16 protein-coding genes are annotated in these 11,986 nt (G+C 38.9%); 15 read left to right on the forward strand and 1 reads right to left on the reverse strand.

Features of this window, described 5'->3' with window-relative positions:
* The 3 genes from B2V92_RS04335 to B2V92_RS04345 all read left to right on the forward strand — a co-directional run.
* Nucleotides 1–1,067 (forward strand): hypothetical protein (locus tag B2V92_RS04335; RefSeq protein WP_293305051.1); only part of this gene is annotated, 1,067 nt, incomplete at its 5' end.
* A 5-nt stretch (nucleotides 1,068–1,072) separates the two neighbouring features.
* Entirely contained in the window at nucleotides 1,073–1,576 is a 504-nt protein-coding gene (locus B2V92_RS04340; protein ID WP_293305053.1) for a gliding motility-associated C-terminal domain-containing protein, read from the forward strand.
* A gap of 11 nt (nucleotides 1,577–1,587) precedes the next feature.
* Nucleotides 1,588–2,466, forward strand: a complete 879-nt coding sequence (locus B2V92_RS04345) for a PorP/SprF family type IX secretion system membrane protein (RefSeq protein ID WP_293305054.1) — start codon at nucleotides 1,588–1,590, stop codon at nucleotides 2,464–2,466.
* A 99-nt stretch (nucleotides 2,467–2,565) separates the two neighbouring features.
* On the opposite strand, the gene B2V92_RS04350 is transcribed toward B2V92_RS04345, so the two are convergent.
* Entirely contained in the window at nucleotides 2,566–3,177 is a 612-nt protein-coding gene (locus B2V92_RS04350) for a hypothetical protein (RefSeq protein WP_293305056.1), read from the reverse strand.
* Nucleotides 3,178–3,350: 173 nt separating this feature from the next.
* Between B2V92_RS04350 and B2V92_RS04355 the strand changes: the two genes are divergently transcribed.
* The 12 genes from B2V92_RS04355 to rpsC all read left to right on the forward strand — a co-directional run bounded on the left by B2V92_RS04355 (nucleotide 3,351) and on the right by rpsC (nucleotide 11,924).
* A complete protein-coding gene (locus B2V92_RS04355) occupies nucleotides 3,351–4,607 on the forward strand; it encodes a prephenate dehydrogenase (protein WP_293305057.1) in 1,257 nt (418 codons plus the stop codon).
* 321 nt (nucleotides 4,608–4,928) lie between these two features.
* The gene (locus B2V92_RS04360; RefSeq protein WP_293305058.1) at nucleotides 4,929–5,522 is read left to right on the forward strand and encodes a hypothetical protein; all 594 of its coding nucleotides are present in this window, start codon (nucleotides 4,929–4,931) and stop codon (nucleotides 5,520–5,522) included.
* Between the two features lie 78 nt (nucleotides 5,523–5,600).
* On the forward strand, nucleotides 5,601–6,281 hold the full coding sequence (locus tag B2V92_RS04365) for a hypothetical protein (RefSeq protein WP_293305060.1): 681 nt from the start codon (nucleotides 5,601–5,603) through the stop codon (nucleotides 6,279–6,281).
* 115 nt (nucleotides 6,282–6,396) lie between these two features.
* On the forward strand, nucleotides 6,397–7,230 hold the full coding sequence (locus tag B2V92_RS04370; RefSeq protein WP_293305062.1) for a sulfite exporter TauE/SafE family protein: 834 nt from the start codon (nucleotides 6,397–6,399) through the stop codon (nucleotides 7,228–7,230).
* Nucleotides 7,230–7,625: a DUF1634 domain-containing protein gene (locus B2V92_RS04375; RefSeq protein WP_293305063.1), complete on the forward strand. Its 396-nt coding sequence runs from the start codon at nucleotides 7,230–7,232 to the stop codon at nucleotides 7,623–7,625. Before B2V92_RS04370 ends, B2V92_RS04375 begins: the two co-directional genes overlap by 1 nt.
* Nucleotides 7,626–8,049: 424 nt before the next feature.
* The gene (rplC, locus tag B2V92_RS04380) at nucleotides 8,050–8,667 is read left to right on the forward strand and encodes a 50S ribosomal protein L3 (protein ID WP_025145223.1); all 618 of its coding nucleotides are present in this window, start codon (nucleotides 8,050–8,052) and stop codon (nucleotides 8,665–8,667) included.
* Nucleotides 8,668–8,671: 4 nt separating this feature from the next.
* Entirely contained in the window at nucleotides 8,672–9,301 is a 630-nt protein-coding gene (rplD, locus tag B2V92_RS04385; RefSeq protein WP_029278647.1) for a 50S ribosomal protein L4, read from the forward strand.
* A gap of 1 nt (nucleotide 9,302) precedes the next feature.
* Entirely contained in the window at nucleotides 9,303–9,593 is a 291-nt protein-coding gene (gene rplW / locus B2V92_RS04390) for a 50S ribosomal protein L23 (protein WP_025145221.1), read from the forward strand.
* A 20-nt stretch (nucleotides 9,594–9,613) separates the two neighbouring features.
* A complete protein-coding gene (rplB, locus tag B2V92_RS04395; RefSeq protein ID WP_113951795.1) occupies nucleotides 9,614–10,438 on the forward strand; it encodes a 50S ribosomal protein L2 in 825 nt (274 codons plus the stop codon).
* Entirely contained in the window at nucleotides 10,438–10,704 is a 267-nt protein-coding gene (gene rpsS, locus B2V92_RS04400; RefSeq protein WP_010599906.1) for a 30S ribosomal protein S19, read from the forward strand. The genes rplB and rpsS overlap by 1 nt, the downstream gene beginning before the upstream one ends.
* Nucleotides 10,705–10,711: 7 nt before the next feature.
* Nucleotides 10,712–11,074: a 50S ribosomal protein L22 gene (gene rplV, locus B2V92_RS04405; protein WP_113951796.1), complete on the forward strand. Its 363-nt coding sequence runs from the start codon at nucleotides 10,712–10,714 to the stop codon at nucleotides 11,072–11,074.
* Between the two features lie 7 nt (nucleotides 11,075–11,081).
* Nucleotides 11,082–11,924, forward strand: coding sequence for a 30S ribosomal protein S3 (gene rpsC / locus B2V92_RS04410; RefSeq protein ID WP_293305075.1), 843 nt, complete (start codon nucleotides 11,082–11,084; stop codon nucleotides 11,922–11,924).
* The last annotated feature ends 62 nt before the right edge of the window (nucleotides 11,925–11,986 follow it).

Consider the following 11,986-nt stretch of genomic DNA (forward strand, 5'->3'; position numbering starts at 1 on the left):
CAAATGGTGTGAGTGATGCCAATAAGGTTTACATTACCAATGCAACAACCGGAAAGCCGGAACTAATCAGCAGGAATTTGTTTGCCAACGGAAATGCCTGGGCATTGCGGGGAAATACTGGTAATACCGACCAGAATAATAACTTTCTGGGAAATACCGATGATGTTGCCATCAACTTTTTGGTTAATGGTTTAAAATCAGGACGATTAGGCAATTCGGCAGAAACCAATATTTCTTATGGCTATAAAACAATTACGGCCAATGTTTCGGGCTTTTATAACAGTGCATTCGGAAGGGAAGCATTATCTGTAAATATCTCAGGTTACGAAAACAGCGCCTTTGGATACCAGGTTCTACAGCGAAGTTTTAGTGGCATTAACAACAGTGGTTTCGGTGCACAGGCCTTATCTGCCAATACGGTTGGTAGCAATAATACGGCATTGGGTACGCATACTTTAATGGCTAATGGAACCGGTGTGGCCAACACTGCAGTTGGTAGTTTAGCGCTTGAAGTTAACAACGGCGATAATAATGTGGCTTTGGGTTATAATGCCGGCTCAAAAAATAATGGTTCGGGCAATATTTTTATAGGAAGTAATGTCGCTGCGAACAGCACAAATGTTAATAATACCCTTGCTGTGGCCAATTCGAATACCGCCTATCCTTTAATCGCGGGTAATTTTACAGCCAATGGCGGTACCTTAACACTTAACGGAACATCAGCGGCAACTTCTACTGCATATGCCCCTGCCAACGCAAGTACGTTAAACATCAACGGATCGGTTGCGGCCAGTATTTTAACTTTTACTACAGCCGGAGCTTTAACGCTCGATGCCAGTAATTATACTATCCGGATAAAAAATGCCGGTGCAGCTGTAACGGTTAATCTGCCTACGGCCAATAGTTGTAAAGGAAGGATTTATGTATTGGTTAAAGCGCTGTCATCGGGCGACGTGACTTTGAATAGTCCGGTTATGATGAACGATGACTCGAATTTAACAACACTTACCGGAGCGAAAACTTTAACCATTCAAAGCGATGGTTCGGCGTGGATTTCTATAAACTAAACACGATGGGGAAAATATACTACCTGTTTATTTTTTTGCTGCTTGTGTTTTACGGAAACAATGTAAAAGCGCAAAGTTTGCCCTATGTGATTAATCCGGCCAGTGGGTATGGGAAAATCAATAATCAGCTCTTCGATTTCAGTATCGGGGAGATGGCAATTGTACAAACTTTCCAGGCGGCTAATACTACATTGAGCCAGGGTTTTTTGCAACCTTTTTTGATTATCCAGACCACAGCAGAGGTTGCCATTGTAAACAATATCCTTACACCCAACGCTGATGGTAAAAATGACTTTTTTGTAGTTAAAGGTTTGGAAAAATATCCCAATAATAAACTCACCATTTTCGATAGGGGAGGAAGGACAATTTTTTCTTCGCTCAATTACCAGAACAACTGGGATGGTTATTTCAATGGCAAGCCCCTGATGGAAGATACCTACTACTATATGCTCGATTTGGGCACAGATGGATCGATTAAAGGTTTTATCTCAATTTTATATAAAAAATAACTGTGGGAAAGATGAAATACTACTTATCGGCACTGTTGTTTTTATTGATTGCACCAGCATTTGCCCAGCTTAACCCAATGGGAAGCATTTATTACCAAAACCAGTTTTTGGCCAATCCGGCAATGGCAGGGTTAGAAACCGGACTTAATTTAAACGCTGCATTTAAAACGCAGTGGGCTGGGGTAGAAGGGGCGCCAAAAACACAATATTTAACGGGTGATTATGGTTTGGCCAATAATAAAGTAGGCCTCGGCTTCCTTTTTTATAATGAAGCTGCAGGTGCCATTAACCATACCAGGGCAACGGTAACTTACGCTTATCACCTGCCTTTAAATGGTGGAACAAATTTTCTGGATTTTGGCCTCTCTGCAGGACTGATGAACGAATGGGTCGATTTTGGTAAAGTAAAAGGCGATTTGGACGACGATGTGCTCAACAGCTTTAACGACCGCAGGCTTTATTTGGATGGCGATTTTGGAGTGGCATTCCGTACCGATAAATTAACCATACAAGGTGCTTTGCCAAACCTTAAGCGTTTTTTTAAAAGGGATGTATTGAGAAACGTGGTCGATCGGTCAACCTATTTTATCGCTGCTGGTTACAAATTTATCACTGATAAGGTGATCAACAGTATCGAACCGAAACTGGTATACCGGGGTGTACAAAATTACGATGGCATTTTTGATGCGGGGGTAAATCTTCAGATTTTGAATAATAAGTTATTATTTAACGGCATATACCACAGTTCGAACAGTTTTACTGCCGGTTTTGGCGTTAATTATAGGAGCCAGGTTTCACTATTGTTCCAGTATACTACCAATACTTCTAAAATGCAGAATTACAGCAACGGCGAATTTGAGGTAGGACTGAAATACAGTATTAGAAATTAAAGGCTTATTTTTTAATGAGAAAATTTTGAATGATTGAATTTTGAATGACTGAATAATGTAAATCATTCAATCATTCAAAATTCAATCATTTATATCTGCCTATCTCCCGCGGCCTTCTTCCCATTTGTTTCGTTCATCCTGCAGTTCGCGTGCAAGCTTCATTTCTTTATCTTTTGCCTTTACCTTATGCGCCTGAAATTCATCGGCCACCTCCTGGTAAAGTTCGGTACGGTATTTTGCCTCATGTCTTAATTTGCCCGATTGAAAAATAACAATGGCCAAACCTATTGCCAATACAATAATGATGGCCCAAACAATGGTATTGTAGGTTCCTTTATCAAAAGCGATTCCTAAAAATTTAATTTCATTAACGGCGGCGTTGGCATTGGCCAGTGAACTTTCTTTTCCGTTAACTTCGCCTTTTAAATTCGAAATGTTGCCTGCCTGCGATTTAATTTCCTGCCTGGCCTGTTGCAGTTGTTTGCGTTCTTTTTTAAGCGTATCGTTAACACTTTTCCATAAAGCAGATAACCGGGTCGGGTTGATCAGCCTTGCGCCATACAAGCTTTTAGATTTTCTTAACATAAACTCATACTGACCGTTTAACGAAGGGTCGGTATTTTTTAAGGTGTCTTGCTGAACCTGCCCAAAGGCAACATTGAAAAACAGCATGGCTACTAAAAACAATAGGGTGTGTTTAATTTTCTGCATAGTTTAATATATAGGGTTTGATTGTAAAGCTACAGTTTTATCTATTTCTGTATGAATCTATTTTTGATTAGAGTGGATGAAAAATAGATAAAATTGTTTTCCTTTTTACCTCTAAATAACAATTTTATCCAAGTTTTATTATAAAATTATTTACGATAGGTTACTTTTGTTGCATGCAAATAGGAATTATTGGTTTGGGCGATATGGGCAAATTATATGCAATATCGTTTGTAAATGCTGGTTACAAGGTGTGTGGGGCAGATATGCCTTTGCGTTTTGCCGATTTAAAAAATGAGCTTGAGCCAAAGGCAATCGAGGTTTTGATCGATGGACATGAGGTGGCACGTAAATCAGACTTTATCATCTATTGTGTTGAAGCCGAAAAAATTGATGAAGTGGTTGCTACTTTTGCCCGTTCTACAAAGTTTGGTGCCATCGTTGCCGGGCAAACTTCTGTTAAACACCCCGAAATTGCCGCTTTCGAAAAACACCTCCCTGAGGATACCCAGATTGTAACCTGCCACTCTTTGCATGGTCCGGCTTTTAGCCCCGAAGGCCAAACGTTGGTTGTGGTACGCCACCGCGCCACCGATGCTGTTTATGCACAGGCCTTAGAGATCTATAAATCTTTAAAATCGAACATTATCGAAATGGACGATTACAGGGAGCACGACCGCATTGTGGCCGATACCCAGGCGGTAACCCACATGGGTTTCGAAAGCATGGGCTCTGCCTGGAAAAATGCAGGTTTTTTCCCATGGGATAATCCTGCTTATGCCGGAGGGATTGATAATGTAAAGATTTTGACAACGCTAAGGATTTTTAGCTACAAATCGCACATTTATGCCGGTTTGGCCATTTTAAACCCTTATGCACAGAAACAGGTCAAATATTATGCACAGGCAGAATCAGAACTCTTTAAACTGATGATCTGTGAAAATGAAACCGAGTTTAGGGAAAAGATTTATGCTGCCCGCGATTTTGTGTTCCACGAAAGCCGTACCCTTTTGCTGTTGGATGATAATATTATGAAAGAATTCAGTTTATCGGATGCCAACCACAAGCAAAAACCGAATTCGCATTTAAGCTTGCTAAGTATGGTATATGCCTGGTACAAAATGGGCGTAAATCCTTACGATAACCTGATCTGCCAAACACCACCTTTTAAACTGAGACTGGGTATTGCCGAATATCTTTTCAAAAACAAAGCCATGCTCGAAGAATCGATCAGTACCGCTTTGTACGATAAATCGATCCGTGGCGACGATCTGGAGTTTCATACCGCGGTACACGAATGGGCTTCGATTATCGGTTATGGCGATTTAAAAGGTTATAAAGCACATTTCGAAGCTGCAAAATCATTTTTTGCCAACCGTTTAAACGATGGCAGGGATTTAAGTGCGGAGATGATCAAGAGGCTTGGCAAGTAATTTCGAATAACCATCGTAATTTTTACTGTGAAAAAATCCGATAACTATCGGATTGGGATAATGTTTTGTGTATTTGATCCAATATTTTGCACTGTGTAAAACTCAAGTGAGCTAAGGTGTCTTAGGTGGTCATAAAAAATAAGTAATTCAAATTTAATCCACCACCTGAGGCACCTGAGAACATCTAAGTTGTTAATCATCGTTGTCGCATACTGTTTAACCATATAGTAATATAAAGCCATTTAAGCTTATGTGCCCTTAAATGTCTTATATGGTAAAATATAATCAATTATTCGCATTTTACATGAATATCATTATAAGATGAAACCTATACTGAATAAGCCCGAACTGGTTTTGTTGTTACAGCAACAAATAACTGTTATCGAAATACTTTGTAATGGGTACGATGGCGGAGATGAATCCGTAATCCATGCCATTGCCGAAAAAATAGTGGCTATTTTTCATAATACCAACCATTCGAAAGCATTGCTAAGTCTGCTTAAATTAGGCCACCTCGATATGTATTGTAGTTCCGAAATTTATAATCCTAAAAGCCTCACTAACTTTATTGGATTGTTGAAGCTGGCACACAAGGCCGCAGAAGGTTGGAGCTATGCTGCAAAATTAGACCACTCGGACTTAAAAAAAGTGTCGCTGGAAAACTGGTGGAATAATAAAAAAGTGATTATCGATTCGGATGGTAATGCTTTTACAAGGGCCAAAATAATTAAATCGTTAGCCAATAGTGATACATTAATATTAGATACTTCGGGTTGGATAATAAAAGATGCAGAAGGCAATAAATCAAGCATCAACCCGATAGCCGAAACCGTTAGGCAAATTGCTTTTGAACTGTTAGAAAGTTTTAAGGATATTGATTTAAATAAAGAAAGTAAGTTGCGCCATAAATATTAGCTGGTAAGTCCCAAATTAAGAATTAACGCTCTTGGTACCTAATATTATAAGTTTAGAATTAAAATCTTACATTTAATTATGGTACCAGAAATTAAAATCTCAGTTAGCGATAATCCTTTTTTCGATTTGGTTAAAGCCGTTTATCAATACTATCCCATTGGTACCGGCGATGTAAATGAAGCATTTCCAGGTTATGGCAGGCTTACGGCTATTGTGAAGGATAAAATTGAAAAACTTATCTCTAATACGCTTTCTGAAGCCTGCAGTAAACTGAATAGTGATATTCTGAATTCATTCCGTAATCTTACCGTGCTTAATAGTTACCATCATCAATTCCCCAATTATGCGATGGATATCCGTTTCCCTAAAATAGAATATCCGGAAGTAGATCTGAATTATAAATTGAGTTTGCGTATATCTCTATTAACAAACTACTATACCATTTTCTTTGAAGAGGTAATTTTGCATAAAAATCTTAAGGTGGGTTCTAATCAGTCGCTGCCAATGTCGCTTACCGTTTCGTCATCAATTGCCCACATTACTGATGCCGAAAATATGGTTCAAAAGCTAAAAACTATAGTTGAAACGAATTTTCCTGATTATAAATTTGTTAATCATCAACTGTTGTTCAGCCGTAAAATTCAGGGCGGTTATCCACACGGTGCAGATGGAAATCCATTTAATAAAGAATACTCGCTTTATGATTTTCTTTTTGATAATGAATATGAAGTATTTGGAGATTTAAACGTAGTTCGTTAAGTAATTATTCAATCATTCTCTAATTCGAAATTCTATTTATCCATATAATATATAGACTTTATTTTATTCCCTTAATCCTTCGTTTAGCCAAAAACTGTACATTATATTTGCCCGCATGTCGGTTTTGCTGTTTACCATTATCGTTTTATTAGGTGCTTTTTTAGCCGGATTACTGGGCTCATTAACAGGCCTGGGTGGCGGTGTAATTATTATCCCGCTGCTTACTTTGGCTTTGGGGGTCGATATTCATTATGCCATTGGCGCATCTATTGTTTCGGTTATAGCAACTTCATCCGGTTCGGCAGCTGCATATGTAAAAGAAGGCATCACCAATATTCGCATCGGGATGTTTCTGGAAATTGCCACTACAATAGGCGCAGTTTGTGGTGCCATTGTAGCTGTTTACCTTAATGCAAATTACATTGCCATCCTTTTTGGCTGTATCCTCATTTTTTCGGCCATTATGACTTTAAAGAAAAAGGTAGATCATACTACTAAGGATGATACCGATAAATGGGCGAAGTTTTTTAAACTCAATGGATCTTTTCCTGATAAGGGGACAGATCATCCTTATGCAGTAAAACATGTTCCCGGTGGTTTTTTAATGATGCTTTTTGCAGGCACACTATCCGGATTGCTGGGTATTGGTAGTGGGGCCTTAAAAGTAATCGCTATGGATAATATTATGCGCCTGCCATTCAAAGTGTCAACCACCACCAGTAATTTTATGATGGGTGTTACCGCTGCAGCCAGTGCGGTGGTTTACCTGCACCGTGGGCAGATTGATCCGGGTATTGCCATGCCGGTATGTATTGGTGTGTTAACAGGTGCTTCGTTAGGTTCTAAAGTTTTATTAAAAACAAACACTGATAAGCTCAAAATAGTATTTGCCGTTGTAGTAGCCTTTTTGGCCCTGCAGATGATTTATAAAGGTATAAGCGGATTATAATGGATACAGCAAAAAAAGAAAACCTAAACGATAAAGATATCCAGATGATATTAGGGACCCTGCTGCGTGCAGGTGTAATCATTTCGATGGGAATTGTGCTGTTGGGCGGTGCAATTTTCCTGGTACACAATAAGGGAGCCATTACCGATTACAAAGTTTTTAAACCGGAATTAAACAGGTTTTCTTCAATAGCGGGTATATTTAAAGGGGTATTAACCTTTCAGGGCGATGCCATTGTACAGTTTGGTATCCTGATGCTTATTTTTACACCTATTGCACGTATTGTTTTCGCTATTTTCAGTTTTTTAATAGAACGTGATTATCTGTATGTGCTGATTGGGATTATTATTCTAACCATTATCACCATCAGTTTAAATGGCGGGATAGCGCATTAGTCTTCTTTTATTAAAAAAGATCATTGTAATACGCTCTTTTAATGCAATCTATCAGGGGTAATCATTGTCGTATTTATTGCTATGCTAAATTGGTAATCTGCTGTATGTACGTTATATTAAACAATAAGGTGGAAGGTTGGCTTGAACCATTGATTTTGCCTTCATTATAAGGTTTTTTGATTAAAAATATGATCTAAAGTGCTTTTAATCAAATTTATAGCTATTGCTTTAAACACCCCAATAGTCCATAAACATACCTTTTTAGGTTAAATGCCATCATATCAGCAATTTATTTGAAAAAATATTTCGCTAACTATTTGAAAATTAATAATTCTTACCTATCTTTGCCGTCCCTTTCGGGGGATGCACAACCACCTTGAACGAAGCCCTACTGCTTCGATGGGTGTTAAAATTAAAAGATAAAATGTCAGGAATTATTGGAAAAAAAGTAGGAATGACCAGTATCTTTGATGCCGAAGGAAGAAACATTCCTTGTACGGTAATCGAGGCTGGACCTTGTGTAGTTACACAGGTAAAAACCGAAGAAGTAGATGGTTATTCATCAATCCAACTGGGTTACGATGAGAAAAAAGAGAAAAACACAACTCAACCATTGAAAGGCCATTTCGCGAAAGCAAACACAACTCCGAAACGCAAGCTGGTAGAATTTGATTCATTTACAACTTCACTTAATTTAGGTGATGTGGTAACTGTTGATTCATTCGCAGAAGGCGATTTTGTTGATGTTGTAGGTACCTCAAAAGGTAAAGGTTTTCAAGGTGTTGTAAAACGCCACGGATTCGCCGGTGTTGGTATGCAGACTCACGGTCAGCATAACCGTTTACGTGCCCCAGGTTCATTGGGAGCATCATCTTTCCCATCACGTGTATTCAAAGGAATGCGCATGGCAGGAAGAACAGGTGGAGACAGGGTAAAAATTCAGAACTTACAGGTTTTGAAAGTTTATGCTGATCAAAACTTATTAGTAGTTAGTGGTTCCATTCCAGGAGCTAAAGGTTCTTACGTAATCTTAGACAAGTAATCAGATGGAAGTTAAAGTATTAAACATTTCAGGTAAAGAAACAGGTGCCAAGGTGCAACTTCCTGAATCGGTATTTGGTATCGAGCCTAACGACCACGCGATTTATTTAGATGTAAAACAGTATTTGGCTAACCAACGTCAAGGTACCCACAAATCTAAACAACGTAATGAGATTGCAGGTTCTACCCGTAAACTATACAAACAAAAAGGTACAGGTGGTGCAAGAGCTGGTAGCATTAAATCTCCGTTATTTAACGGTGGTGGTCGTGTTTTCGGTCCTCAACCACGTGATTATAGCTTTAAATTGAACAAGAAATTAAAATCATTAGCACGTAAATCGGCTTTAGCTTATAAAGCAAAAGATAACAACGTGGTAGTTTTAGAAGATTTCAACTTCGATACAGCTAAAACTAAAAACTATACAAGTTTATTGGCTGCGTTAAACGTAGGTACTCAAAAAACTTTATTGGTTTTACCTGCGCAAAATAATAATATCTATTTATCAAGCAGAAACATTCAGAAAACTAAAGTAATCTCGGCAGCAGATTTAAATACTTATGATGTATTAAACGCTGGTGTACTTGTGTTAACTGCTGATTCTGTTAAAACTTTGGAGGAGGCATTTGCCAAGTAATATGGAAATTTTAAAAAAACCAATATTAACCGAAAAAGCTTCAGCTTTAACTGAGAAATCTAACCGTTTCACTTTTAGCGTTAACCACAAGGCTAACAAAATCCAGATCAAAGCTGCTATTGAGAAATTGTACGGTGTAACCATCGTTGCAGTTAACACAATGGTTGTTGATGGAAAAGCTAAATCTCGTTACACTAAAGCAGGTTTTGTATCAGGCCGTAGTCCTAAATACAAAAAAGCAATCGTAACGTTGAAAGACGGCGAAACAATAGATTATTACGCAACCCTTTAATTTAATAATTAATTATAACTATGGGCTTAAGAAAATTTAAACCAGTTACTCCAGGTACCCGCTTCAGAGTTGGTGCTAGTTTTACGGAGATTACAGCAACCACGCCCGAAAAATCATTGGTTGTATCATCAAAAAAGTCTGGTGGACGTAACAATACAGGTAAAATGACTATGCGCTACATGGGTGGTGGTCATAAAAAATCGTATCGTTTAATCGATTTCAAACGCGATAAATTCGATATTCCTGCAACAGTTGCTACTGTTGAATACGATCCAAACCGTACTGCCCGCATTGCATTGTTACACTATGCAGATGGCGAGAAGCGTTATATCATTGCTCCAGAAGGATTGCAAGTTGGTTCGGTATTATTATCGGGCGATAAAGCAGCACCTGAAGTAGGTAACACTTTAACTTTATCGAAGATTCCATTAGGTTCTATCATCCACAACGTGGAGATCCACCCTGGAAAAGGAGCACAATTAGCTCGTAGTGCAGGTGCTTATGCACAATTAGCTGCCCGCGATGGTAAATATGCTACTTTGAAAATGCCTTCAGGCGAAACCCGTTTAATCTTGACTACCTGTCTTGCTACTATCGGTGCTGTATCTAACTCAGATCACGCAAACGAAGTATTAGGTAAAGCTGGTCGTAAACGTTGGTTGGGCCGTCGTCCGAGAACTAGACCGGTAGCGATGAACCCAGTAGATCACCCAATGGGTGGTGGTGAAGGTAGATCATCAGGTGGTCACCCTCGTTCAAGAAAAGGTGTGTTGGCTAAAGGCTACAAAACCAGAGAACTTAAAAAATATTCTAATCGTTACATCATAGAGAGAAGGAAGAAATAATGGCTCGTTCGATAAAAAAAGGACCTTATATTGACCATAACGTAGAGAAAAAAGTAAACTCTATGAATGATTCAGGCAAAAAGTCTGTAATCAAAACTTGGTCTCGTAGATCAATGATATCACCAGATTTCGTGAATCATACATTTGCAGTACACAACGGAAATAAATTTATCCCTGTGTACGTAACAGAAAACATGGTTGGTCACAAGTTGGGAGAATTTGCTCCAACCAGAACATTCAGAGGACACGCTGAAAAGAAAAAATAATTAGACAATGGAAGCAATAGCAAAATTAAACAATTGTCCAACCTCACCGCGTAAGATGCGTTTGGTTGTAGATCTTATCAGAGGTGAACGTGTAGAGAAAGCATTAAGCATTTTAAAGTTTACCAATAAAGAAGCAGCAATAAGAGTTGAGAAATTATTATTATCTGCTATTAAAAACTGGGAAGCTAAAAATGAAGGTGCCCGCCCTGAAGAAAGTCAACTTTTTGTTAAAACAATAATGGTTGATGGTGGCCGTCAGTTAAAACGCTTACGTCCAGCTCCTCAAGGCCGTGGATATAGAATTCGTAAACGTTCTAACCACGTAACGCTGATTGTAGATAGTAAAAACACAGAAACAACTCAAAACTAATTAGGAAATGGGACAAAAAGCAAATCCAATAGGTGCCAGGTTAGGAATTATCAAAGGATGGGATTCTAACTGGTTCGGTGGCAACAACTACTCCGATAAATTAGTTGAAGATGAGAAAATAAGAAAATACCTTTCTGCCCGTATCGCTAAAGGTGGTGTTGCAAAAGTAGTTATCGAGCGTACCTTAAAACGTATCACCGTAACTATCCACACAGCCCGTCCAGGTATCGTAATCGGTAAAGCAGGTGCTGAGGTTGATAAAATCAAAGAAGAGTTAAAGAAATTGACTAAAAAGGAAATTCAGATTAACATCTTCGAGATTAAACGCCCGGAACTTGATGCACAATTAGTTGCAGAAGGTGTTGCAAAACAATTAGAAGCAAGGATCTCATTCCGTAGAGCAATGAAATCTTCTATCGCATCAACTATGCGTATGGGTGCTGAAGGTATCAAAATCATGACTTCTGGTCGTTTAGGTGGTGCTGAGATGGCACGTACCGAGCAGTACAAAGAAGGAAGAGTGCCTTTGCATACATTCCGTGCTGATATCGACTATGCTTTAGCAGAAGCCTTAACTACTTATGGTAAAATAGGTGTTAAAGTTTGGATCTGTAAAGGTGAGGTTTATGGAAAACGTGATTTGTCTCCAAACATTGGTGCAGCAAACAACGGTCCAAAAGGCCAGTCGGAGAAACCAGCTTTCGGTGGAAGAGATAACAGAGGTGGTGGAAGAGACAACCGTGGCGGTGGTAATGACAGACGTGGTGGAAACCAAGGCGGTCGTGGTCCAGGTCAAGGTGGTCAGAACAGAGGTGGTGGCGCAGGCGCTAACAGAGGTCCTCGTAAATAATTGATTTATTAACATCGTTTAACGATTAGAACAAAATAAAATGTTACAGCCAAAAAGAACGA

It is taken from the genome of Pedobacter sp. UBA5917 (genome assembly GCF_002432345.1).
In the GTDB taxonomy this organism is placed as follows: Bacteria; Bacteroidota; Bacteroidia; order Sphingobacteriales; family Sphingobacteriaceae; genus Pedobacter.

Coding starts and splice junctions, on each gene's coding strand:
- rplB (WP_113951795.1), top strand. CDS start 9,614: ATGGGCTTAAGAAAATTTAAACCAGTTACTCCAGGTACCCGCTTCAGA.
- rpsC (WP_293305075.1), top strand. CDS start 11,082: ATGGGACAAAAAGCAAATCCAATAGGTGCCAGGTTAGGAATTATCAAA.
- B2V92_RS04355 (WP_293305057.1), top strand. CDS start 3,351: ATGCAAATAGGAATTATTGGTTTGGGCGATATGGGCAAATTATATGCA.
- B2V92_RS04350 (WP_293305056.1), bottom strand. CDS start 3,177: ATGCAGAAAATTAAACACACCCTATTGTTTTTAGTAGCCATGCTGTTT.
- B2V92_RS04345 (WP_293305054.1), top strand. CDS start 1,588: ATGAAATACTACTTATCGGCACTGTTGTTTTTATTGATTGCACCAGCA.
- B2V92_RS04360 (WP_293305058.1), top strand. CDS start 4,929: ATGAAACCTATACTGAATAAGCCCGAACTGGTTTTGTTGTTACAGCAA.
- B2V92_RS04370 (WP_293305062.1), top strand. CDS start 6,397: ATGTCGGTTTTGCTGTTTACCATTATCGTTTTATTAGGTGCTTTTTTA.
- rplV (WP_113951796.1), top strand. CDS start 10,712: ATGGAAGCAATAGCAAAATTAAACAATTGTCCAACCTCACCGCGTAAG.
- rplD (WP_029278647.1), top strand. CDS start 8,672: ATGGAAGTTAAAGTATTAAACATTTCAGGTAAAGAAACAGGTGCCAAG.
- rplW (WP_025145221.1), top strand. CDS start 9,303: ATGGAAATTTTAAAAAAACCAATATTAACCGAAAAAGCTTCAGCTTTA.
- B2V92_RS04340 (WP_293305053.1), top strand. CDS start 1,073: ATGGGGAAAATATACTACCTGTTTATTTTTTTGCTGCTTGTGTTTTAC.
- rplC (WP_025145223.1), top strand. CDS start 8,050: ATGTCAGGAATTATTGGAAAAAAAGTAGGAATGACCAGTATCTTTGAT.
- B2V92_RS04375 (WP_293305063.1), top strand. CDS start 7,230: ATGGATACAGCAAAAAAAGAAAACCTAAACGATAAAGATATCCAGATG.
- B2V92_RS04365 (WP_293305060.1), top strand. CDS start 5,601: ATGGTACCAGAAATTAAAATCTCAGTTAGCGATAATCCTTTTTTCGAT.
- rpsS (WP_010599906.1), top strand. CDS start 10,438: ATGGCTCGTTCGATAAAAAAAGGACCTTATATTGACCATAACGTAGAG.